Origin of the sequence: Enterobacter cloacae complex sp. IR5458 (genome assembly GCF_049238025.1) — a bacterium.
Taxonomy (GTDB): domain Bacteria; phylum Pseudomonadota; class Gammaproteobacteria; order Enterobacterales; family Enterobacteriaceae; genus Enterobacter; species Enterobacter kobei.
Map to the genome: position 1 here is coordinate 111210 of NZ_JBMKIF010000010.1, position 21765 is coordinate 132974.

Annotated in this window: 23 protein-coding genes; 13 read left to right on the top strand and 10 right to left on the bottom strand. The window is 55.3% G+C overall.

What is annotated here, in order from left to right:
- The first annotated feature begins 11 nt into the window (after positions 1-11).
- Together asd and mscM are read left to right on the top strand one after the other, a co-directional pair.
- The gene (gene asd, locus ACOTYN_RS10950) at positions 12-980 is read left to right on the top strand and encodes an archaetidylserine decarboxylase (RefSeq protein WP_023331845.1); all 969 of its coding nucleotides are present in this window, start codon (positions 12-14) and stop codon (positions 978-980) included.
- Between the two features lie 19 nt (positions 981-999).
- Complete coding sequence (gene mscM, locus ACOTYN_RS10955) at positions 1000-4323, top strand: miniconductance mechanosensitive channel MscM (protein ID WP_332957772.1); 3324 nt, start codon at positions 1000-1002, stop codon at positions 4321-4323.
- 36 nt (positions 4324-4359) lie between these two features.
- Here the strand turns inward: mscM and yjeM are convergent, their stop codons facing one another.
- Together yjeM and epmA are read right to left on the bottom strand one after the other, a co-directional pair.
- Positions 4360-5859, bottom strand: a complete 1500-nt coding sequence (gene yjeM, locus ACOTYN_RS10960; RefSeq protein WP_213782882.1) for a glutamate/gamma-aminobutyrate family transporter YjeM — start codon at positions 5857-5859, stop codon at positions 4360-4362.
- 198 nt (positions 5860-6057) lie between these two features.
- On the bottom strand, positions 6058-7035 hold the full coding sequence (gene epmA, locus ACOTYN_RS10965) for an elongation factor P--(R)-beta-lysine ligase (protein WP_014882216.1): 978 nt from the start codon (positions 7033-7035) through the stop codon (positions 6058-6060).
- Between the two features lie 310 nt (positions 7036-7345).
- On the opposite strand from epmA, the gene frdA reads away from it, so the two are divergent.
- The 4 genes from frdA to frdD are packed head-to-tail and all read left to right on the top strand — an operon-like array spanning position 7346 to position 10639.
- The gene (gene frdA / locus ACOTYN_RS10970; RefSeq protein WP_332957775.1) at positions 7346-9136 is read left to right on the top strand and encodes a fumarate reductase (quinol) flavoprotein subunit; all 1791 of its coding nucleotides are present in this window, start codon (positions 7346-7348) and stop codon (positions 9134-9136) included.
- Positions 9129-9863, top strand: coding sequence for a fumarate reductase iron-sulfur protein (gene frdB, locus ACOTYN_RS10975; protein WP_014882214.1), 735 nt, complete (start codon positions 9129-9131; stop codon positions 9861-9863). Before frdA ends, frdB begins: the two co-directional genes overlap by 8 nt.
- Positions 9864-9873: 10 nt before the next feature.
- Complete coding sequence (gene frdC / locus ACOTYN_RS10980) at positions 9874-10269, top strand: fumarate reductase subunit FrdC (protein WP_014882213.1); 396 nt, start codon at positions 9874-9876, stop codon at positions 10267-10269.
- Positions 10270-10279: 10 nt separating this feature from the next.
- Complete coding sequence (frdD, locus tag ACOTYN_RS10985; protein WP_000609653.1) at positions 10280-10639, top strand: fumarate reductase subunit FrdD; 360 nt, start codon at positions 10280-10282, stop codon at positions 10637-10639.
- A gap of 29 nt (positions 10640-10668) precedes the next feature.
- Here the strand turns inward: frdD and ampR are convergent, their stop codons facing one another.
- The gene (ampR, locus tag ACOTYN_RS10990; RefSeq protein WP_014882212.1) at positions 10669-11544 is read right to left on the bottom strand and encodes a LysR family transcriptional regulator AmpR; all 876 of its coding nucleotides are present in this window, start codon (positions 11542-11544) and stop codon (positions 10669-10671) included.
- A 132-nt stretch (positions 11545-11676) separates the two neighbouring features.
- Between ampR and ACOTYN_RS10995 the strand changes: the two genes are divergently transcribed.
- Positions 11677-12822 (top strand): cephalosporin-hydrolyzing class C beta-lactamase ACT-142, encoded by a 1146-nt coding sequence (locus ACOTYN_RS10995; RefSeq protein WP_032637705.1) that lies wholly within the window; start codon positions 11677-11679, stop codon positions 12820-12822.
- A gap of 98 nt (positions 12823-12920) precedes the next feature.
- Entirely contained in the window at positions 12921-13451 is a 531-nt protein-coding gene (locus ACOTYN_RS11000; RefSeq protein ID WP_023338938.1) for a lipocalin family protein, read from the top strand.
- Here ACOTYN_RS11000 and sugE read toward each other — a convergent pair.
- Positions 13448-13765 (bottom strand): quaternary ammonium compound efflux SMR transporter SugE, encoded by a 318-nt coding sequence (gene sugE, locus ACOTYN_RS11005; RefSeq protein ID WP_014882209.1) that lies wholly within the window; start codon positions 13763-13765, stop codon positions 13448-13450. The two genes, ACOTYN_RS11000 and sugE, sit on opposite strands and share 4 nt — an antisense overlap.
- 258 nt (positions 13766-14023) lie before the next feature.
- Here sugE and ACOTYN_RS11010 point away from each other — a divergent pair, with 258 nt between their 5' ends.
- Positions 14024-14623 carry a response regulator transcription factor gene (locus tag ACOTYN_RS11010; RefSeq protein WP_045134434.1) on the top strand — a complete coding sequence of 200 codons (600 nt, stop codon included), beginning with the start codon at positions 14024-14026 and terminating at the stop codon, positions 14621-14623.
- 37 nt (positions 14624-14660) lie between these two features.
- Here ACOTYN_RS11010 and ecnB read toward each other — a convergent pair whose 3' ends face one another.
- From ecnB to efp, 3 genes are all read right to left on the bottom strand, one after another.
- Positions 14661-14807, bottom strand: a complete 147-nt coding sequence (gene ecnB / locus ACOTYN_RS11015) for a lipoprotein toxin entericidin B (RefSeq protein WP_003025482.1) — start codon at positions 14805-14807, stop codon at positions 14661-14663.
- A gap of 108 nt (positions 14808-14915) precedes the next feature.
- Positions 14916-15047, bottom strand: a complete 132-nt coding sequence (locus ACOTYN_RS11020; protein WP_013095266.1) for an entericidin A/B family lipoprotein — start codon at positions 15045-15047, stop codon at positions 14916-14918.
- A 48-nt stretch (positions 15048-15095) separates the two neighbouring features.
- A complete protein-coding gene (gene efp, locus ACOTYN_RS11025) occupies positions 15096-15662 on the bottom strand; it encodes an elongation factor P (protein WP_014882207.1) in 567 nt (188 codons plus the stop codon).
- A gap of 40 nt (positions 15663-15702) precedes the next feature.
- Between efp and epmB the strand changes: the two genes are divergently transcribed.
- Positions 15703-16731 carry an EF-P beta-lysylation protein EpmB gene (gene epmB / locus ACOTYN_RS11030; protein ID WP_014882206.1) on the top strand — a complete coding sequence of 343 codons (1029 nt, stop codon included), beginning with the start codon at positions 15703-15705 and terminating at the stop codon, positions 16729-16731.
- Positions 16732-16796: 65 nt separating this feature from the next.
- Here the strand turns inward: epmB and ACOTYN_RS11035 are convergent, their stop codons facing one another.
- Positions 16797-17150, bottom strand: coding sequence for a DUF4156 domain-containing protein (locus tag ACOTYN_RS11035; protein ID WP_014882205.1), 354 nt, complete (start codon positions 17148-17150; stop codon positions 16797-16799).
- A gap of 232 nt (positions 17151-17382) precedes the next feature.
- Between ACOTYN_RS11035 and ACOTYN_RS11040 the strand changes: the two genes are divergently transcribed.
- The 3 genes from ACOTYN_RS11040 to iadA are packed head-to-tail and all read left to right on the top strand — an operon-like array spanning position 17383 to position 19664.
- Positions 17383-18048 carry a nucleoside recognition domain-containing protein gene (locus ACOTYN_RS11040; RefSeq protein WP_023331837.1) on the top strand — a complete coding sequence of 222 codons (666 nt, stop codon included), beginning with the start codon at positions 17383-17385 and terminating at the stop codon, positions 18046-18048.
- Positions 18029-18490: a YjiG family protein gene (locus ACOTYN_RS11045; RefSeq protein ID WP_047027111.1), complete on the top strand. Its 462-nt coding sequence runs from the start codon at positions 18029-18031 to the stop codon at positions 18488-18490. Before ACOTYN_RS11040 ends, ACOTYN_RS11045 begins: the two co-directional genes overlap by 20 nt.
- Positions 18491-18500: 10 nt before the next feature.
- The gene (iadA, locus tag ACOTYN_RS11050; protein WP_332957782.1) at positions 18501-19664 is read left to right on the top strand and encodes a beta-aspartyl-peptidase; all 1164 of its coding nucleotides are present in this window, start codon (positions 18501-18503) and stop codon (positions 19662-19664) included.
- A 73-nt stretch (positions 19665-19737) separates the two neighbouring features.
- Here the strand turns inward: iadA and groL are convergent, their stop codons facing one another.
- Positions 19738-21381, bottom strand: coding sequence for a chaperonin GroEL (gene groL, locus ACOTYN_RS11055; protein ID WP_014882201.1), 1644 nt, complete (start codon positions 21379-21381; stop codon positions 19738-19740).
- 31 nt (positions 21382-21412) lie between these two features.
- Positions 21413-21706: a co-chaperone GroES gene (locus tag ACOTYN_RS11060; protein WP_003855929.1), complete on the bottom strand. Its 294-nt coding sequence runs from the start codon at positions 21704-21706 to the stop codon at positions 21413-21415.
- Between the last annotated feature and the right edge of the window lie 59 nt (positions 21707-21765).

Consider the following 21765-nt stretch of genomic DNA (forward strand, 5'->3'; position numbering starts at 1 on the left):
TGGAGGCTACCTTGTTAAACGCATTTAAACTTTCGCTTCAATACATTCTGCCAAAACTGTGGCTCACTCGCCTGGCGGGCTGGGGCGCAAGCAAACGCGCGGGCTGGCTGACCAAACTGGTCATCGACCTTTTTGTGAAGTATTACAAGGTCGACATGAAAGAGGCACAGAAGCCAGACACCGCCAGCTACCGTACCTTCAACGAGTTTTTTGTACGCCCGCTGCGCGATGAAGTGCGTCCGCTGAACACCGACCCTAACGTACTGGTGATGCCCGCTGACGGCGTGATCAGCCAGCTGGGTAATATCGAAGACGACAAAATCCTGCAGGCGAAAGGCCATAACTACAGCCTGGAAGCGCTGCTGGCGGGTAACTACCTGATGGCGGACCTGTTCCGTAACGGTACGTTTGCGACCACCTACCTGTCGCCGCGCGACTATCACCGCGTACACATGCCGTGTAACGGTATCCTGCGTGAGATGATCTACGTTCCGGGCGATCTCTTCTCCGTGAACCACCTGACCGCGCAGAACGTACCGAACCTGTTTGCCCGTAACGAACGCGTCATCTGCCTGTTCGATACTGAATTTGGCCCGATGGCGCAAATTCTGGTGGGCGCGACCATTGTCGGCAGTATTGAAACCGTCTGGGCTGGCACCATCACGCCTCCGCGTGAAGGTATCATCAAACGCTGGACGTGGCCTGCTGGTGAAGCGGAAGGCTCTGTCGCCCTGCTGAAAGGTCAGGAGATGGGGCGCTTCAAGCTGGGCTCTACCGTTATCAACCTGTTTGCGCCGGGCAAAGTGAAGCTAGCTGAACAGCTTGAAAGCCTGTCGGTGACCAAACTTGGCCAGCCGCTGGCAGTCTCCACCGAAACTTTTGTGACACCCGATGCAGAACCTGCTCCGCTGTCACAAGAAGAGATCAACGCCGAGCATGACGCCAGCCCGCTGGTTGACGACAAAAAAGACGAAGGCTAACAACAGAAGGATCGCTGACGTGCGCCCGATTATCGTTCTACTGATGGCCTGGTGCCTCAGCATGGGGGCGTACGCAGCGACAGCCCCCGACGCCAAACAGATAACTCAGGAACTGGAGCAGGCAAAAGCGGCCAAACCCGCTCAGCCAGAGACCGTCGAGTCGCTTCAGTCCGCACTGAACGCGCTTGAAGAGCGGAAAGGCTCTCTTGAGCGCGCCCAGCAATATCAGCAAGTTATCGACAACTTCCCCAAACTCTCGCAAACATTGCGCGCGCAGCTGGCGAATCTGCGTGATGAGCCGCGCGATGTGCCAGCCAACATGACCACGGACGCCCTGAATCAGGAAATCCTGCAGGTCAGCAGCCAGCTTCTGGAGAAGAGCCGTCTGGCTCAGCAGGAGCAAGAGCGTGCACGTGAAATTGCCGACTCCCTCAGCCAGCTCCCGCAGCAGCAAACCGACGCCCGTCGCCAGCTTAATGAAGTTGAGCGCCGCGTGGGTACGCAAGCTGGCAACACGCCGCAGGCGCAGGCACAAAATCTTGGCCTGCAGGCGGAATCGGCGCGTCTGAAAGCCCTGGTAGATGAACTGGAACTGGCGCAGCTGTCCGCCAATAACCGCCAGGAGCTGTCGCGGATGCGCTCGGAACTCGCACAAAAGCAGAGCGAGCAGTTGGATGCGTATCTTCAGGCCCTGCGTAATCAGCTTAATAGCCAGCGCCAGCGCGAGGCCGAACGTGCTCTCGAAAGCACCGAACTGCTGGCGGAAAACAGTGCCAACCTGCCAGCGGACATCGTCGATCAGTTTAAGGTCAACCGTGAGCTTTCTGCCGCACTGAATCAGCAGGCGCAGCGTATGGATCTGGTTGCCTCACAGCAACGTCAGGCGACCAATCAAACCCTGCAGGTGCGTCAGGCGCTCAACACCCTGCGCGAACAGTCCCAGTGGCTTGGGTCATCAAACCTGCTGGGCGAGGCGCTGCGTGCCCAGGTTGCGCGTCTGCCGGAAATGCCGAAGCCGCAGCAGCTGGATACCGAGATGGCCCAGCTACGCGTTCAGCGGTTACATTTTGAGGATCTCCTCAATAAGCAGCCGCAAATTCGCCAAATCCGACAGGCGGATGGCCAGCCCCTGACCAGCGAGCAAAACCGGATTCTGGAAGCTCAGCTGCGTACCCAGCGTGAACTGTTGAACTCCCTGCTGCAGGGCGGCGATACGCTGATTCTGGAGCTGACTAAGCTCAAGGTTTCCAACAGCCAGCTGGAAGATGCGCTGAAAGAGGTCAACGAGGCAACGCACCGTTATCTTTTCTGGACATCCGACGTGCGTCCAATGACCTTCTCGTGGCCGATCGAGATCGTGCAGGATTTGCGCCGTCTGATTTCGCTGGACACCGTCAGCCAACTGGGACAGGCCAGCGTGATGATGCTGACCAGCAAAGAGACCATCTTCCCGCTGCTGGGCGCGTTGATTCTGGTGGGATTCAGCATTTACTCACGCAGGCATTTTACCCGTTTCCTGGAGCGTTCCAGCGCACGGGTGGGGAAAGTCACTCGGGACCATTTCTGGCTGACGCTGCGCACCGTGTTTTGGTCGATACTTGTCGCCTCTCCGCTGCCGGTGCTGTGGATGACGCTCGGGTACGGGCTACGGGAAGCCTGGCCCTATCCACTCGCCGTTGCCATTGGCGATGGCGTGACCGCCACGGTACCGCTGCTGTGGGTCGTGATGATCTGCGCCACCCTCGCGCGGCCAAATGGCCTTTTCATTGCCCACTTTGGCTGGCCACGTAACCGCGTTGCGCGCGCCATGCGCTACTACCTGATGAGCATCGGGCTGATTGTGCCGCTGATTATGGCGCTGATCATGTTTGATAATCTCGATGACCGCGAGTTCTCAGGCTCGCTGGGCCGCCTCTGCTTTATGCTGATATGCGGTGCGCTGGCCATTGTCACGCTCAGTCTGAAACGTGCAGGGATACCGCTCTATCTGGATAAATCCGGTAGCGGCGACAACATGTTTAACCGACTGCTCTGGAACCTGCTGCTCAGTGCCCCTCTGATTGCAATGCTGGCCGCAGCAGTGGGATATCTGGCTACCTCGAAGGCGCTACTGGCGCGGCTGGAAACCTCTGTGGCGATCTGGTTCCTGCTTCTGGTGGTGTATCACGTTATCCGCCGCGGAATGCTGATCCAGCGCCGTCGTCTGGCCTTCGACCGCGCCAAGCACCGCCGGGCGGAGATCCTCGCTCAACGTGCGCGAGGTGAGGAAGAGTCAAACCATGTTAACAGCACGGAAGGCACGATAGACGCGGACGAGGTCGAACTGGATCTGGATGCCATCAGTACCCAGTCCCTGCGGCTGGTGCGTTCCATCCTGATGCTGGTAGCCCTCCTGTCGGTAATCTTCCTGTGGTCGGAAATTCATTCCGCGTTTGGCTTCCTGGAGAACATCTCTCTGTGGGATGTGACGTCCACGGTGCAGGGCGTGGAAAGCCTGGAGCCGATTACCCTGGGCGCGGTGCTGATTGCCATTCTGGTGCTGATCATCACCACCCAACTGGTGCGTAACTTCCCGGCACTGCTCGAGCTGGCGCTATTGCAGCATCTGGATTTAACCCCCGGCACGGGATATGCGATTACCACCATCACCAAATACCTGATATTGCTTTTTGGTGGGATGGTCGGTTTCTCAATGATTGGTATCGAGTGGTCTAAACTGCAGTGGCTGGTCGCCGCGCTGACGTTTGGCCTGGGTTTTGGCATGCAGGAGATTTTCGCCAACTTTGTGTCCGGCCTGATCATCCTGTTTGAAAAACCGATTCGTATAGGCGATACGGTGACGATTCGCGATCTGACCGGTAGCGTAACGAAGATCAACACTCGCGCCACCACAATCAGTGACTGGGACCGTAAAGAGATCATCGTGCCTAACAAGGCGTTTATCACCGAGCAGTTTATCAACTGGTCGTTGTCAGACTCCGTCACGCGTGTGGTGCTGACAGTGCCGGCACCGTCGGATGCTAACAGTGAAGAAGTCACGCAGATCCTCTATACCGCTGCCGAACGCTGCACGCTGGTGCTCGATAACCCTGCACCGGAAGTGTTCCTGGTCGATTTACAACAGGGGATCCAGATTTTCGAGCTGCGTATCTACGCCGCCGAAATGGGGCACCGAATGCCGCTTCGCCACGAGATCCACCAACTGATTCTGGCGGGCTTCCGCGAGCACGGTATTGATATGCCGTTCCCACCGTTCCAGATGCGTCTGGAAAGTATGGACGGACGAAAGATGGGTAAAACCCTAACCTCGGCGGCAAGAACCCGCCCGGCAGGAAGTTTGTAACTGTCTCCCCTCCCTTTCGGGAGGGGTATTTTAGCGCTACGCCACTTCCGTGATGAACGCCTGCGAGCGTCGACGGTAATTCTCGTAAATCCCCATCGCCAGCAGCGAGAAGAAGATCGGTCCACCAACCATCCACAACGCGCTGTTCCAGTCATTCGCCTCAACCACGGGCTGTATAACGGTAAAGATGTTGGCAAACGCCACGACCAGCACCACTACCGTGGTCGCCAGCAGCGTTGCCGCGCGGGTTTTGAAGATCACAAACGGACGCTCAAGATCCTGCTTCGCTTTGAAGAACGGGAACGCCAGGGTCAGGAACAGGTAGGGCAGCGTCATCGACACGTTCGCCATCAGGGTCAGCTTGTTGTAAAACGCAGACGCCGTATCGCCACCAAAAGACACCAGCAGGATGAACATGCAGACCAGCAGACACTGCATCCACATAGCGTTAGCTGGCATTCCTGCGGTGTTCAACTGCGTCATGCGTGCTGGCCACAGCGCTTTAGGCGTACCCTGAATGATCGCTTTCAGCGGCGAGTAGATCAGCGTGAAGAATGCGCCAGTATAGGCGAGGAACATCGACAGGCCGGTGATACGCGCAAACCAGACTCCCATTACCGATGCCGCCTCGGGGCTCAGGTTCATCGCCTGCCCCAGGGTCATCCCCAGGCTTTTCATTAGCACATAGGTAATGTTACCGAGGTTAGTGGTGTTATTGCTCAACACCTGTTGCCAGTTAGTGCTGACGCCCCAGAGGAAAATGGCCAGTGAATAGCCGATGGAAATCACGATAGCGGCAAAAATAATCCCTTTGGCGAAGTTCTTTTCCGGGTTCTCGGTCTTGTCGACCAGCCCGCCTACCGCTTCAATACCACCGTAAGCGAAGATGGCAAACACCACAAAGGAGAGCATAGCCAGCCCGGACTGATAACCCGGATTAGGGGATGAAACAAAATTGACCTCCTGCGCAAAATGCCCGCCGTTCAGGCACAGAATAGCGATACTCACCAGCAGCAGCACCAGGTTCAGACACATCACTGAAATACCACCAACCGCGGTGATACGGGCAATTTTGTTGATGCCTTTCGACGCCACCAGCGTGACCATCACCATCCAGAAGACCGCCAGAATACCGACGACCTGCGTGGAGCTCAGCCCCGCCAGCGACCAGACCTGCGTTTTATCCGTACCAAAAAGAAACGTGGAGAATGGCACCCAGACTTTGGCCGCCGTGCTGACCATCCACACGACGTAGGATGAAAACCACATAAACGTCCCGATAAACGCGTAACGCGGGCCGATACTGTTGTTCATCCACGAATAGATACCGCCCTCTTCTTTTCGGTAAGCCGAGCCCATCTCCGCCATCATTAGCGCAAACGGGATAAAGAAGAACAGAGCAGAAACGATATAAAACGGCGTCGCGCTATAGCCCATCAGATAGAAAGCCGACGGGCTGTTAGCAAAGCCAAAAACTGACGTAAAAATCATCAGTATGAGCCCGGTAAGGGTCATTTTTTTGAGTGAGTGGGACATATAACCATCCGAAGAGGAATTAAACTGCGCGGATGGTAGCAGATGACCAGACAAATATTGTGGCTATACGAGGCAATTTAAGAAAAAGACCCGTGTACACAGAAAATGGCAGTTTTTAATGTTGCCATGACGAAATGGAAAGGATAATTGCCACCAGAAGCGTAGGCCGGGTAAGCGATAGCGCCACCCGGCAATTCTTTACGCGCGATCGACCGTAAAGGCAATCACATCGCCCAGTTGCTCTGCGCCAAGAGCCAGCATTACCAGACGGTCAACACCCAGCGCTACGCCTGAGCAGTCCGGCAGACCGGCTTTTAACGCTTCCAGCAGGTTGTTATCAATTGGCTGCTGCGGCAGACCACGCGCGCCGCGCTTGCGGTTATCCTGCTCAAAACGCTGCTGCTGTTCACGCGCGTCGGTCAGTTCGTGGAAACCGTTCGCCAGCTCAATGCCTTTGTAATAGACCTCAAAACGCTCCGCCACGCGGTGATCTTCGGTGCTGATCTGCGCCAGTGACGCCTGGCTTGCCGGGAAATGGTAAACAAAGGTCGGGCGATCTTTGCCAATCAGCGGTTCAACGCCAAAAGTGAACAGCAGTTGCAGCAGCGTGTCGCGATCCTCTTCGGTATCCGCCACGTTGCTCAGATCCAGTTTTGCCGCCACTTCGCGCAGCTGGGCCTTGTCCGCCGACAGCGGATCGATTTCCAGATGGCGCTGGAAAGCCTGCTGATAAGAGAGCGTTTCTGCTTCTGAACACTCCAGTACCTGCTGCAACAGATCGTCCACCTCATTCATCAGGCGGTACATATCATAATGCGGGCGGTACCACTCCAGCATGGTGAATTCCGGGTTATGGTGACGACCCATCTCTTCATTTCGGAAACTGCGGCACAGCTGATACACCGGACCACACCCCGCCGCCAGCAGGCGTTTCATGTGGTATTCCGGGCTGGTCATCAGATACAGATTCATGCCCTGAGAGTGGCCAGGACCAACAAAACGGGTTTCAAACGGGACCAGATGAATATCCGTCACCGTTGCCTGACTCATGCACGGGGTTTCCACCTCCAGGACACCGCGGTCGGCAAAGAAACGGCGGATCTCCGTCATAATTGCAGCGCGTTTTAACAGATTTGGGATGGATGCGCTCGGCTGCCAGGTGGCCGTTTCGCTCATGAGTTTTTCTCCGATTTCAGACAAGGGCACGAAGTCTACTCGTTAGCAGGGACAGAGACAAATTTTGCGCAGTAAAAAAGCGCATTTCATTTAGGTTGATTATTTCGTGACGTAATTCATCAATCACGATGATAAATCACCGCACAGAACAGCAAAAAAATCGAACACGTCAAATTTCCCTGGCATCTACACGGTTATACTCTTTTACCCATAAAGGAGCAGTGGAAACGCTTTCGCAATCGTCCCTTTGGACGGGTGAACTACCTTTAGTTTGTCGCGTTGCGAAATAACAAAAATCTGGAGGAATGTCGTGCAAACTTTTCAAGCCGATCTTGCCGTAATTGGCGCTGGCGGGGCTGGATTACGTGCTGCGATTGCTGCAGCGCAGGCTAATCCAAACGCTAAAATCGCACTGATTTCAAAAGTCTATCCGATGCGCAGCCACACGGTTGCCGCAGAAGGAGGATCCGCCGCCGTTGCGCAGGATCATGACAGCTTTGAATACCATTTCCACGACACGGTTGCAGGGGGCGACTGGCTTTGCGAACAGGATGTCGTTGACTACTTTGTCCACCATTGTCCAACGGAGATGACCCAGCTTGAGCAGTGGGGATGTCCGTGGAGCCGCCGTCCGGACGGCAGCGTCAACGTCCGCCGCTTCGGCGGAATGAAGATTGAACGCACCTGGTTCGCCGCCGATAAGACCGGCTTCCACATGTTGCATACCCTGTTCCAGACCTCCCTTCAGTTCCCACAAATTCAGCGCTTTGATGAACATTTCGTCCTCGATATCCTGGTTGATGACGGGCATGCGCGCGGCCTGGTGGCAATGAACATGATGGAAGGCACGCTCGTTCAGATCCGCGCTAACGCGGTGGTGATGGCAACGGGCGGCGCGGGACGCGTGTACCGCTATAACACCAACGGCGGCATCGTTACCGGTGACGGCATGGGCATGGCGCTCAGCCACGGCGTGCCGCTGCGTGATATGGAGTTTGTGCAGTATCACCCAACCGGTCTGCCAGGGTCCGGCATTTTGATGACGGAAGGCTGCCGCGGTGAAGGCGGTATTCTGGTCAACAAAAACGGCTACCGCTATCTGCAGGATTACGGTATGGGTCCGGAAACGCCGCTTGGCGAGCCGAAGAACAAATACATGGAACTCGGCCCGCGCGACAAAGTTTCTCAGGCCTTCTGGCACGAGTGGCGCAAAGGCAACACCATCTCAACGCCGCGCGGCGACGTGGTTTACCTTGACCTGCGTCACCTGGGCGAGAAGAAACTGCTGGAACGTCTGCCGTTTATCTGTGAGCTGGCGAAAGCCTATGTGGGCGTCGACCCGGTGAAAGAGCCGATTCCGGTTCGCCCAACTGCACACTACACCATGGGCGGTATCGAAACCGATCAGCAGTGCGAAACCCGTATTCAGGGCCTGTTTGCGGTGGGCGAATGTTCCTCTGTGGGTCTGCACGGCGCCAACCGTCTGGGATCTAACTCGCTGGCAGAGCTGGTGGTCTTTGGCCGCATGGCGGGCGAACGCGCAATGGAGCGTGCCGCAACCGCAGGCGAAGCTAACGGTGCCGCGCTGGATGCGCAGGTCGCAGACGTTGAAAAACGCCTGAAAGACCTGGTGAACCAGGAAGGTAACGAGAACTGGTCGAAGATCCGCGATGAAATGGGTCTGTCGATGGAAGAAGGCTGCGGTATCTACCGTACCCCTGTGCTGATGCAGAAAACCGTCGACAAGCTGGCGGAGCTGCAGGAGCGCTTCAAGCGCGTGCACATCACCGACACCTCCAGCGTCTTCAATACCGACCTGCTCTATACCATTGAGCTGGGCCACGGCCTGAACGTCGCGGAATGTATGGCGCACTCTGCGCTGGCGCGTAAAGAGTCGCGTGGGGCGCACCAGCGTCTGGACGAAGGCTGCACCGAACGTGACGACGTCAATTTCCTTAAACACACTCTCGCCTGGCGCGATGCGGATGGCACAACGCGCCTGGACTACAGCGACGTGAAAATCACCACGCTGCCGCCGGCTAAACGCGTGTACGGCGCAGAAGCAGAAGCCGCCGAGAAGAAGGAGAAGGCGAATGGCTGAGATGCAAAAACTGAAAGTTGAAGTGGTGCGCTACAATCCGGAAGTGGATACCGCCCCCCACAGCGCTTTCTATGAAGTGCCTTATGACGAGCAAACCTCCCTGCTGGATGCGCTCGGCTATATCAAAGATAACCTGGCACCGGACCTGAGCTACCGCTGGTCCTGCCGCATGGCAATCTGCGGCTCCTGCGGCATGATGGTCAACAAAGTGCCGAAGCTGGCATGCAAAACCTTCCTGCGCGATTACACCAAAGGCATCAAGGTTGAAGCATTGGGTAATTTCCCAATCGAGCGCGATCTGGTGGTCGATATGACGCACTTTATCGAAAGTCTGGAAGCGATTAAGCCGTACATCATTGGCAACCCGCGTACTCCTGATCAGGGACCCAATACCCAGACGCCAGCGCAGATGGCGAAATACCATCAGTTCTCCGGCTGCATCAACTGCGGCCTGTGCTACGCCGCTTGTCCCCAGTTTGGCCTGAACCCTGAGTTCATCGGCCCGGCCGCTATTACCCTGGCGCACCGCTATAACGAAGACAGCCGCGACCACGGTAAAAAAGAACGCATGGCGCAGCTTAACAGCCAGAACGGCGTCTGGACCTGTACCTTTGTGGGTTATTGCTCCGAAGTCTGTCCGAAGCATGTCGACCCGGCCGCCGCAATTCAGCAGGGTAAAGTGGAAAGCTCGAAAGACTTTCTTATCGCTACCCTGAAACCACGCTAAGGAGTGCATGATGACGACTAAACGCAAAGCCTATGTGCGGCCAGTGCCGTCCACCTGGTGGAAAAACCTGCCGTTTTATCGCTTCTACATGCTGCGTGAAGGCACGGCGGTACCGGCGGTCTGGTTCAGCCTTGAGCTGATGTATGGCGTTTTTGCCCTCAAGCACGGGCCGGAAACCTGGGCGAACTTTGTCGGTTTCCTGCAAAACCCCATCATTGTAATTCTGAACCTGATCGTGCTCGCGGCAGCGCTGCTTCATACCAAAACCTGGTTTGAACTGGCGCCAAAAGCGGCAAACATCATCGTAAAAGGCGAGAAAATGGGGCCAGAGCCGGTGATTAAAGGGCTATGGGGAGTGACGATCCTGGTCACTGTGGTCATTCTGTTTGTCGCACTGTTCTGGTAAGGAGACGACTGTGATTAATCCAAATCCAAAACGTTCAGACGAGCCGGTCTTCTGGGGCCTGTTTGGCGCAGGCGGCATGTGGAGCGCCATCATCGCGCCGGTGATCATTCTGCTGGTCGGGATTATGCTGCCGCTGGGGTTATTCCCGGGCGATGCGCTGAGCTACGAACGCGTGCTGGCGTTTGCGAGCAGCTTTATTGGTCGGGTATTCATCTTCCTGATGATCGTCCTGCCGCTGTGGTGTGGCCTGCACCGTATTCATCATGCGATGCATGACCTGAAAATCCATGTACCGAGCGGTAAATGGGTATTCTACGGTCTGGCGACCATCCTGACCGTGGTGACGCTGATTGCCGTGGTCACTATCTGATACATTTGGCCCGCCCTCCGGCGGGCCTTTTATTTCTGCATTTTTCCCACCAGCCATTGAGCAAACTCATGCATTGCGGGGGTTTCAGCCCTCGACTGTAATCGCGTGAGCCAGTAACTCCCCAGGTCTATCCGGGTGGCAAACGGCTGCACGATACGCTCGCTATTGAGCAGATGGGTAAACATATCCACAGGTGCTATGGCGATGCCCACACCTGCCTGCGCGGCTTCCAGCATGGTCACGGACGAATCAAAGACCATCACCCGATGCGTGGGTGACGGGGGATGTTCACCTGCCGCCTGCATCCACGCCGACCATTCGTCGCGTCGGTAGGAGCGCAGCAGGGTAAACTTCAGAATGTCGGCCGGAGACTGGAGCCCGAGAGCAATATCGGGTGAGCAAAGCGGAGACAGCGGTGCAGAACACAGGAACTGTGCTTCAGTGCCGTGCCACGCCCCGCCACCGTATCGAATCGTATAATCCAGCCCTTCCGCCGCGGGATCGACGCGGTTGTTATGGGTCGAAAGATGAAGATCGATATGCGGATAGCAGCGACGAAAGTCCGCGAGCTGCGAGAATAAAACACCGGTAGCAAAGGTGCCGACCACACCCACTTTTAGCTTCTCCTGGGCGCGATGACTGGCAAAGCGATCCAGCATTCCGGCGATCCGATCGAATGAATCATTCAACACCGGCAGCAAGTTTTCACCTTCCGTGGTCAGCATCAGCCCGCGCGAAACGCGGACAAACAGCTGACAATTCAGATGCTGCTCCAGCGCTTTAACGTGCTGGCTGATGGCAGAGTGAGTCACGTTCAGCTCTATCGCGGCATGCGTAAAACTGAGGTGTCTGGCGGCAGCTTCGAAAGCGCGAAGCGAATTAAGCGGGAGATAGCTGCGGGTCATCATTACTTCCGTTAGAAAAATTAACAGCTAATGCTAAATTTAACCGTTTGTCAGCCACAGTCAAATCCAACAGACTACTGAGGTCTGACGGGCCCGGACACTCCCTTGAACCGCTATTACGGAAGATAACTGATGAAGACAAAATCCCTTTGCTGTGCCCTGCTGCTCAGCACCTCCTGCTCTGTTCTCGCCGCGCCGATGTCAGAGAAACAGCTGTCTGACGTGGTGGAACGTACCGTTACCCCCCTGATGAAAGCGCAAGCCATTCCGGGCATGGCGGTAGCGGTGATTTATCAGGGTCAGCCGCACTACTTTACCTTCGGAAAGGCCGATGTTGCGGCGAACAAACCTGTCACCCCGCAAACCCTGTTTGAGCTGGGCTCTATAAGTAAAACCTTCACTGGCGTATTAGGTGGCGATGCGATTGCGCGCGGAGAAATATCGCTGGGCGACCCCGTGGCAAAGTACTGGCCCGAGCTAACAGGCAAGCAGTGGCAGGGTATTCGCATGTTGGATCTGGCGACCTACACCGCGGGTGGCCTGCCGCTACAGGTGCCGGATGAGGTCACGGATAACGCCTCCCTGCTGCGCTTCTATCAACACTGGCAACCGCAGTGGAAACCAGGCACAACGCGTCTTTATGCGAACGCCAGCATCGGGCTTTTTGGCGCCCTCGCGGTTAAACCCTCCGGTATGAGCTTTGAACAGGCCATGACGAAGCGGGTCTTCAAGCCACTCAAACTGGACCATACATGGATTAACGTTCCGAAAGAAGAAGAGGCGTATTACGCCTGGGGATACCGTGATGGTAAAGCGGTCCACGTTTCACCGGGAATGTTGGATGCCGAAGCGTATGGTGTCAAAACCAACGTCCAGGATATGGCGAGCTGGGTGAAGGCCAACATGAACCCTGCCGCTCTTCCGGATTCAACGCTGAAACAGGGTATTGCCCTGGCACAGTCTCGCTACTGGCGCGTGGGTGCCATGTATCAGGGTCTGGGCTGGGAGATGCTCAACTGGCCGGTAGAAGCCAAAACCGTCGTGGAGGGCAGCGATAACAAGGTGGCTCTTGCACCGTTACCGGTGGCAGAAGTGAACCCTCCAGCTCCGCCAGTAAAAGCATCATGGGTACATAAAACAGGCTCGACGGGTGGATTCGGCAGCTATGTCGCATTTATTCCTGAGAAGGAACTCGGCATTGTTATGCTGGCGAACAAGAGCTACCCGAACCCGGCGCGCGTGGAAGCGGCATACCGTATTCTGAGCGCTCTGCAGTAAAACCTTGCCGGGAGGTGCTAATGCCCACCCGGCCTGCAAAATTCCCGCATTTTCCCTGCTGTCATCTACACTTAACAAAAAACAGTAAGGAAACTCCTATGCGCATTCTGCCTGTTATCGCCGCGGTGACAGCCGCGTTTTTAGTGGTTGCCTGCAGTTCCCCTACCCCACCTCCTGGTGTCACTGTCGTCACGCCTTTTGACGCCCAACGCTTTCTCGGAACATGGTATGAAATCGCCCGCCTCGACCATCGGTTCGAACAGGGTTTAGAGAAGGTGACTGCACATTACAGCACGATGGAGGATGGGGGTATTCAGGTTATCAACCGGGGCTATAACCCCGATCGGCAGATGTGGCAGCAGTCTGTCGGGAAAGCATACTTCACCGGCGACCCGCAACGGGCCGCGCTCAAAGTCTCTTTCATTGGCCCCTTCTATGGCGGCTATAACGTGATAGCGCTCGACAGAGAGTACCGTCACGCACTGGTCTGCGGGCCGGATCGCAACTATCTGTGGATACTTTCCCGCACGCCAACCATTTCGTCGGAGATGAAACAGCAGATGCTGGATGTCGCGACCCGGCAAGGGTTTGATGTGTCGAAACTCATCTGGGTTAAACAGCCCCACTAATGGGTGCTGAGCTTCAGTCCAATGATACCGGCCACAATCAGGGCGAGGCTGGCGATACGCGCCAGGCTCGCTGACTCACCCAGCAACAGAATGCCGGTAATTGCAGCCCCCACGGCACCAATCCCCGTCCAGACAGCATAGGCTGTTCCCACGGGCAGGGAACGCATCGCCCATGAGAGCAGAACAATACTCACAATCATCGCAGAAACGGTAATGACGCTGGGCGTCAGGCGGGTAAAACCGTGGGTGTACTTAAGACCAATCGCCCATACCACTTCGAGCAGGCCGGCAATAAAAAGAATAATCCAGGACATCTCAGGCTCCTTAACTTAAATAAGTTGGGGCCGTCCCCGATGAAGAAAGCGCTTACGGGTCGTCCCGCAAGGCAGATAACGCCTCATATTTTGGTTAACGTGCGATTTTTTTTCAATCATTTTCTGCTGACCCCCTTAAGGCCAGAAATAGCCGCAGTAAGGCGCGCAGTTCAGGCATTTATTACTCATCGGACTTCTCTATGATGATGTGCTTTCTGATGGCAGGAAGCCAAACCACTAGCCGACTGCGAATAAAATATGTTCAAAATACTTTTGATTGACCGTTGTCACTTTACCCGCGCGGGGTTTGAAGCATGGCTCAATCATTCCGGTTTATTCCCGGGACATTACGTTGTGACCGGGCTGAACAATCTTTTCCTCGCCAGAGAGCACATTCTGCAATGGAAACCCTCACTGGTTATCGCTGACCTGCATGGTTTCAGGCAGGATACTCCCCATTTCCAGCAATTCTCTTCCTTACTGAATGCCAGCGAAAAACTCCCCTTTATTATGTTGCAATCGGGAGAGGACAGAGACATGACGGCCTGGCTGGAGAACTTCCCGGTCTGGTCTTCACTCATGAAAAATGCCCGTCTTGAGGAACTCGCCACGGTTATTAATGACGCGTTAATTTCGGGCTCAGACACGCACAGACCAACAGTGGCCACGCCGTTGCTGACCCGCCAGGAGGAGAAAGTGCTGACAATGTGGATGGACGGCGCAAGCAATCAAAAAATTGCCGCTCACCTGAGTATCAATGGGAAAACGGTATATACCTACAAGCGAAATATCCGCATGAAGCTGCATATGGACACTCGCTTTTCCCCGTTTTTATCTCCGCAGGGTACAGAAAACTGACGGTACGAAACCCTTCTGGTTCCGTACCGTTAATTAATTACTGCTGTGCTTTTGTTGCCGCACCAGAGATTGCACTACCACCTTCAGAAATATCCTGACCAACGCCACGCGTGGTATTACAGGCAGTTAATACTGAAGAAAGTACCAGGACTGAAAAGATCGCTGCAATTGTCTTCTTAACCATAATATCTTCCTTTTATAGCCAAAGTTGTTTTGTGTATAGCAACTTAAGAATAGACAAGATCCCGCCGATTGACGGACAAGGAAGCATTTTTCGGAAAATTAGACGAGCTTAGCTGGCCGCGTGAGAAATGATATGCCCAAGATCCTGGATATCTTCCCCCATGCCGCGCGTGGTGTTACAGCCGGAAAGCAATGCACTGGAGAGCGCTAACAGAAGCAGAATTTTAACGGTACGTTTCATCATCCCTGCCTGCAAAAATCAGGCGCAGCGGGCGCTGCGCCCTGACTATTACTTCACGCGTGATACGTATTCGCCGGAGCGGGTATCCACTTTGATCACTTCGCCAGTCTGTACGAACAGTGGCACTTTAACCACAGCACCGGTAGACAGCGTCGCTGGTTTACCGCCAGTACCGGCAGTGTCACCTTTCAGACCTGGATCGGTTTCAACGATTTCCAGCTCAACAAAGTTTGGCGGGGTAACAGCGATAGGCTGACCGTTCCACAGGGTCACGATGCACTCAGCCTGATCCAGCAGCCATTTTTCGCTATCGCCAATCGCTTTCGCGTCAGCAGACAGCTGCTCGAAGGTTTCGTTGTTCATGAAGTGCCAGAACTCACCGTCGTTGTACAGGTAAGTCAGGTTCATATCCACAACATCTGCGCCTTCAGCGGAGTCGGTAGACTTGAAAGTTTTCTCAACACGGGTACCGGTCAGCAGGCGGCGCAGCTTAACGCGTGCGAATGCCTGGCCTTTACCTGGTTTAACGAATTCGCTGGCTTCAACCGCGTACGGTTCGCCGTCCATCATGATTTTAAGACCAGCACGAAAATCGTTGCTATAGTACGTTGCCATAAGGCCCTCTAAATTTGTTAACTGGTAGCTAAGCCACAAAATGGCGCATATTGTAACCCTAAACACCCCGTCCAGAGAAGATTGGTTATCGCAACTTGCCGATGTAATCACCAGTCCTGATGAATTGCTGCGTCTTTTAGACCTCGATCAGCATCCAGAGTTGCTTGCGGGCCGCGAGGCAAAGCGCCTTTTCGCCCTGCGCGTTCCACGCGCGTTTGTTGCGCGCATGGAGAAAGGCAATCCTGACGATCCGCTTTTAAAACAAATCATTACCTTGCAGGATGAGTTCATTACTGCACCAGGGTACAGCACCGATCCCCTGGAAGAGCAGAACAGTGTGGTACCGGGTTTACTGCATAAGTATCTCAACCGCGCCCTGCTGCTGGTCAAAGGCGGCTGCGCGGTAAATTGCCGTTATTGCTTCCGTCGGCACTTCCCTTACGCCGAAAACCAGGGAAATAAGCGCAACTGGCAGGTCGCGCTGGACTATATCGCCGCCCATTCAGAGCTGGATGAGATTATTTTTTCCGGCGGTGACCCGCTGATGGCAAAAGATCATGAGCTGGACTGGCTATTAACCCAGCTTGAGGCCATCCCGCACATCAAACGTCTGCGTATTCACAGCCGTTTACCGATTGTCATTCCGGCACGCATTACTGACGGGCTGGTGTCGCGCCTGGCGCAATCCCGCTTGCAGGTGCTGCTGGTGAACCATATTAACCACGCGAATGAAATTGACGATGCATTTCGCGCGGCGATGGCGCGCCTGCGTAAAGTGGGGGTCACGCTACTAAACCAGAGCGTGCTGCTGCGTGGGGTAAATGATAGCGCCCGCGTGCTGGCCGACCTCAGCAACGCCCTGTTTGATGCGGGTGTCTTGCCCTATTACCTGCATGTGCTGGACCGCGTGCAGGGTGCGGCGCACTTCATGGTGACCGATGAAGAAGCCCGACAGATTATGCGCGAGCTGTTAACGCTGGTTTCAGGTTATATGGTACCCAAGCTGGCGCGCGAAATTGGCGGAGAGCCAAGTAAGACGCCGCTGGATTTGCAGCTGCGGCAGCACTAAAAGGCAGGTGGCGCTACGCTTACCTGCCCTACAGGGTCCGGGCGCAGCGCCATCACCGCGTTAACTCAGTTCGGGCACTTGTAGACCTGGCCGCTCATCTGGCTGGCGGTTGGCACGAAGCTGGAGAGCATTCCCTGCGTTGGGCTACTCACGCCGTAAATCACATTGCCGCCCATCGCCGCGGCCTGGTTACGCAGGGCATTCGCCGCACCGCGCATAGAGCCGCCCTCTTCACCATGCTGTCCCGACATCCAGTTGCTTTGCTCGCCCGTGGCCGTGCCTAACAGCTGGCATTCGCTACCCGGCTTATCTTCCACAAAGCGAACACCCTGGCCCGCCGCCGACAGCTCATTGCTGGAGCTACAACCCGCCAGCAGCAATGCTGCCCCTACAATCCCTGCACAGACTTTTACGCGCATGTTATTCCTCGTTTTCAATAAGCTGGACAGTTGTTGTCCGTGTCTAAATCTTATACCTAAAAGATGACCAAAAGAAAATTGCCGAGCATTTCTGCGAGCCAGATTCCGCCAGGCACTCCTCCGACATCTTAAATGAATTCTGATAATAGCCTTTGGGATATCGTGTTTTAGCCCTCGATCGTATGTAGTGGTGCGACGTACAACTTTTGTACGCAATGAAAAAGGGGGTTTCATGAGTGCATCATCCTCAGGAGAGGAAAAAGTGACATGGGTAGGCTATCTGGCGTTTGTACTCACCATCGTATTTTTCTCCGGTTTTTTCGCCAAAAGTACTGAATGGTGGCGCGTGCTGGACTTTACCGTCTTAAACGGTAGCTTTGGACCGGTCAACGGCGCCCTGACGTTTCGCGGCACGGGCGGAACGGGGGCGAAAGACGGTTTTTTATTTGCCCTTGAACTGGCGCCCTCGGTCATTTTATCGCTCGGGATCATTGCCGTCACCGAAGGCCTGGGCGGACTGCGTGCCGCACAACAGCTGATGACGCCTATTTTGCGTCCGCTGCTTGGCGTGCCGGGGATCTGCTCTCTGGCCCTTATCGCCAACCTGCAAAACACCGATGCGGCGGCAGGTATGACCAAAGAGCTGACCGACGACGGAGCAATTACCGACCATGAACGCGCCATTTTCGCTACCTTCCAGACCAGCGGAAGCGCCATTATTACCAACTATTTTTCTTCCGGCGCCGCGCTTTTCACGTTTATTACCGTCCCGGTGATCGCGCCGCTGGCCGTCATTCTGGTATTCAAATTTGTTGGCGCTAACTTCCTGCGACTGTGGATCGCCCGTATGGAAGATCATCGTATTCAGGAGGAAAAAAATGATCGCCCAGCCGCGTAAAAATATCATGGACATGTTTATTGATGGTGCCCGTCGCGGCTTTACCATCGCGACCACCAGCCTGCTGCCAAACGTGGTCATGGCATTTGTCATTATTCAGGCGCTGAAGGTGACGGGCCTGCTGGATATCGTGGGCAATGTTTGCGAGCCCGTCATGGCGCTCTGGGGGCTTCCGGGCGCGGCGGCAACGGTCCTTCTGGCCTCGGTGATGAGTATGGGCGGCGGCGTGGGGGTCTGCGCCAGTCTGGTCGCCGCCGGCTCACTCAACGGTCACGATGCCACCATCCTGCTGCCCGCCATCTATTTGATGGGCAATCCGGTGCAAAATACCGGCCGCTGCCTGGGTACCGCAGGCGTGAATCCGAAATATTACCCGCACATTATTACGGTTTGCGTCATTAACGCCCTGCTCTCAATGTGGCTGATGCAGCTACTCTTCTGAGGAGATAAAAATGGATTTTTCAGTGCTGGAACCCCATCTTTTCCGCAACGCACATCTCTACGCCCCGGAGGATCGGGGACATTGCGATCTGCTGATCGCTGGGGGAAAAATTGTTGCGATCGAAAAAGTGGGGCATGCAACAACGCGGATGGCGTGTCCTGAAACCGATCTCGCTGGAGCGGTGATTTGCCCGGGATTTATCGATCAGCACGTGCATCTCATCGGTGGCGGCGGTGAAGCGGGGCCCCACACCCGCACGCCGGAGGTGCGGCTGTCTGCGCTGGTAGCAGCAGGTATCACCTCCGTGGTTGGCCTGCTGGGCACCGACGGCGTCACCCGACACCCTGAATCACTGCTGGCAAAAACACGAGCGCTTGAGCATGAAGGGATCAGCGCGTGGATGCTGACGGGCGCGTACGGACTGCCTTCTCCGACGATTACCGGCAGTATTGAAAAAGATGTGGCGCTGATCGACAAAATCATTGGTGTAAAATGCGCGATTTCCGATCATCGCTCTTCCGCGCCAGCGGACGATCGGCTCGCCAGTATGGCCGCCCAGTCACGCGTCGGCGGGCTATTGGGTGCCAAAGCGGGTATCTCCGTTTTTCACCTCGGCAACAGCCCGAAGCTGCTGGAGCCGCTCCTTAACATTCTGAATAGCGCCGACGTTCCCCGCACGAAGCTGCTGCCCACCCACGTTAACCGCGGCGAGGCGCTTTTCCTCGCCGCGCTAAACTATGCTCGCGAAGGGGGTTATATCGATATCACCACCAGCATCAGCGAACCCATTGATGCCGCCACCGCCATTGCGACAGCCCGCGAAGCGCAGGTGCCGTTTAACCGTCTCACGCTCAGCTCGGACGGTAACGGTAGCCAACCGAATTTTGACGCAAATGGCAATCTGGTAGGTATTGGCGTGGCAGGATTCGAATCCCTTCCGGAAACCCTACAGCAGTTGGTCAGCCGCTATCACCTGCCGCTGGAGGAGGCGCTTCTGCCATTTACGCGTAATGTGGCGGAGTTTCTCGGGCTGGAGCATAAAGGACGGATCGCGCCCGGATGCGATGCCGATTTCCTGGTGTTGACGGACGATCTAAAAATCCATGAGGTCTGGGCGAAAGGCCGCCAGATGGTGCGCGAAGGTGTTGTGTGCGTGAAAGGCACCTTTGAGTAGCAGCTGGACAGGCAATAAAAAACCCCGGGCATCGCTGCCCGGGGTTCGTTCTGAGAGGTTCAGAACAACATGATTACATCATGCCGCCCATACCACCCATGCCGCCCATACCAGCAGCACCTAAGTCAGGCGCGTCGCCTTTAGGCATATCAGTAACCATGCACTCGGTAGTGATCATCAGGCCAGCTACAGATGCCGCATACTGCAGAGCAGAACGGGTAACTTTAGTTGGGTCCAGAATACCGAAGTCGATCATGTTGCCGTATTCTTCAGTTGCCGCGTTGTAACCGTAGTTACCTTCGCCCGCTTTCACGTTGTTCGCAACCACAGATGGCTCTTCACCGGCGTTAGAAACGATCTGACGCAGAGGCGCTTCCATTGCGCGCAGCGCAACTTTGATACCCACGTTCTGGTCTTCGTTCTGTGCAGTCAGGCCAGCCAGTTTAGCGGCAACACGCACCAGCGCAACGCCACCACCAGCAACCACGCCTTCTTCTACCGCAGCACGGGTCGCGTGCAGGGCATCGTCAACGCGCGCTTTTTTCTCTTTCATTTCAACTTCGGTCGCAGCACCGACTTTGATAACAGCGACACCACCTGCCAGTTTCGCTACGCGCTCCTGCAGTTTTTCACGGTCGTAATCAGAGGTTGCTTCTTCGATCTGCTTACGGATCTGACCAACACGGCCCTGAATAGCGGCTTCTTCACCCACACCGTCGATGATGGTGGTGGTGTCTTTGTTGATCACAACGCGTTTTGCCTGGCCCAGGTCTTCCAGGGTCGCTTTTTCCAGCTCCATACCGATCTCTTCAGAGATAACGGTACCGCCAGTCAGGGTAGCGATATCCTGCAGCATCGCTTTACGACGATCGCCGAAGCCAGGTGCTTTAACCGCAGCCACTTTCACGATGCCACGCATGGTGTTAACCACCAGGGTCGCCAGCGCTTCGCCTTCAACGTCTTCAGCGATGATAACCAGCGGTTTGCCTGCTTTCGCAACGGCTTCCAGCACTGGCAGCATTTCGCGGATGTTGGAGATTTTCTTGTCAGCCAGCAGGATGAACGGGCTTTCCAGCTCAACAGCGCCAGTCTCTGGCTTGTTGATGAAGTATGGGGACAGGTAGCCGCGGTCGAACTGCATACCTTCAACCACGTCCAGTTCGTCTTCCAGACCGGTACCGTCTTCAACGGTGATAACGCCTTCTTTACCGACTTTGTCCATCGCTTCAGCGATCAGTTTACCTACGGTTTCGTCGGAGTTAGCGGAGATGGTACCTACCTGAGCAATGGCTTTGGAGTCAGAGCACGGTACGGACAGCGCTTTCAGCTCTTCAACAGCGGAAGCGACAGCTTTGTCGATACCACGTTTCAGATCCATTGGGTTCATGCCCGCAGCAACGGCTTTCAGACCTTCAGTGATGATAGCCTGCGCCAGTACGGTCGCGGTGGTGGTACCGTCACCTGCAGCATCGTTCGCTTTAGAGGCAACTTCTTTCACCATCTGCGCACCCATGTTTTCGAACTTGTCTTCCAGTTCGATTTCACGTGCTACAGAAACACCATCTTTGGTGATGGTTGGCGCGCCGAAGGATTTATCCAGCACTACGTTACGGCCTTTCGGGCCCAGGGTCACTTTAACTGCATCGGCCAGTACGTTTACGCCGCGGAGCATTTTTACACGAGCGTCGTTACCGAATTTTACGTCTTTAGCTGCCATGTTCTTATTTCCTCAAATTCTCGTGCGTAAATTACGCTTCAACAATTGCCAGAATGTCGCTCTCGGACATGATCAACACTTCTTCATTGTCGATCTTCTCGGATTTCACGCCGTAGCCATCGTTGAAAATTACGATGTCACCAACTTTAACGTCCAGCGGCTGCACAGTTCCGTTTTCCAGGATGCGGCCCTTACCGACAGCGATGATTTCGCCACGCGTTGATTTGGCTGCAGCAGAACCGGTCAGAACGATGCCGCCAGCAGACTTGGTTTCAACTTCTTTACGTTTGACGATCACACGATCATGTAACGGACGAATACTCATTGATAGCTCTCCTTTGAGAAAGTCATTATCAGTTATGGATGACGCCGGCCCGCATGCGG

What these genes read in the sequence shown, in the direction of transcription:
- yjeM (WP_213782882.1), bottom strand. Translation starts at nt 5,859, where the DNA reads ATGTCCCACTCACTCAAAAAAATGACCCTTACCGGGCTCATACTGATG.
- epmA (WP_014882216.1), bottom strand. Translation starts at nt 7,035, where the DNA reads ATGAGCGAAACGGCCACCTGGCAGCCGAGCGCATCCATCCCAAATCTG.
- frdB (WP_014882214.1), top strand. Translation starts at nt 9,129, where the DNA reads ATGGCTGAGATGCAAAAACTGAAAGTTGAAGTGGTGCGCTACAATCCG.
- frdC (WP_014882213.1), top strand. Translation starts at nt 9,874, where the DNA reads ATGACGACTAAACGCAAAGCCTATGTGCGGCCAGTGCCGTCCACCTGG.
- ampR (WP_014882212.1), bottom strand. Translation starts at nt 11,544, where the DNA reads ATGACCCGCAGCTATCTCCCGCTTAATTCGCTTCGCGCTTTCGAAGCT.
- ACOTYN_RS10995 (WP_032637705.1), top strand. Translation starts at nt 11,677, where the DNA reads ATGAAGACAAAATCCCTTTGCTGTGCCCTGCTGCTCAGCACCTCCTGC.
- ACOTYN_RS11000 (WP_023338938.1), top strand. Translation starts at nt 12,921, where the DNA reads ATGCGCATTCTGCCTGTTATCGCCGCGGTGACAGCCGCGTTTTTAGTG.
- sugE (WP_014882209.1), bottom strand. Translation starts at nt 13,765, where the DNA reads ATGTCCTGGATTATTCTTTTTATTGCCGGCCTGCTCGAAGTGGTATGG.
- ACOTYN_RS11010 (WP_045134434.1), top strand. Translation starts at nt 14,024, where the DNA reads ATGTTCAAAATACTTTTGATTGACCGTTGTCACTTTACCCGCGCGGGG.
- ecnB (WP_003025482.1), bottom strand. Translation starts at nt 14,807, where the DNA reads ATGGTTAAGAAGACAATTGCAGCGATCTTTTCAGTCCTGGTACTTTCT.
- ACOTYN_RS11020 (WP_013095266.1), bottom strand. Translation starts at nt 15,047, where the DNA reads ATGAAACGTACCGTTAAAATTCTGCTTCTGTTAGCGCTCTCCAGTGCA.
- efp (WP_014882207.1), bottom strand. Translation starts at nt 15,662, where the DNA reads ATGGCAACGTACTATAGCAACGATTTTCGTGCTGGTCTTAAAATCATG.
- epmB (WP_014882206.1), top strand. Translation starts at nt 15,703, where the DNA reads ATGGCGCATATTGTAACCCTAAACACCCCGTCCAGAGAAGATTGGTTA.
- ACOTYN_RS11035 (WP_014882205.1), bottom strand. Translation starts at nt 17,150, where the DNA reads ATGCGCGTAAAAGTCTGTGCAGGGATTGTAGGGGCAGCATTGCTGCTG.
- ACOTYN_RS11040 (WP_023331837.1), top strand. Translation starts at nt 17,383, where the DNA reads ATGAGTGCATCATCCTCAGGAGAGGAAAAAGTGACATGGGTAGGCTAT.
- ACOTYN_RS11045 (WP_047027111.1), top strand. Translation starts at nt 18,029, where the DNA reads ATGATCGCCCAGCCGCGTAAAAATATCATGGACATGTTTATTGATGGT.
- iadA (WP_332957782.1), top strand. Translation starts at nt 18,501, where the DNA reads ATGGATTTTTCAGTGCTGGAACCCCATCTTTTCCGCAACGCACATCTC.
- groL (WP_014882201.1), bottom strand. Translation starts at nt 21,381, where the DNA reads ATGGCAGCTAAAGACGTAAAATTCGGTAACGACGCTCGTGTAAAAATG.
- ACOTYN_RS11060 (WP_003855929.1), bottom strand. Translation starts at nt 21,706, where the DNA reads ATGAGTATTCGTCCGTTACATGATCGTGTGATCGTCAAACGTAAAGAA.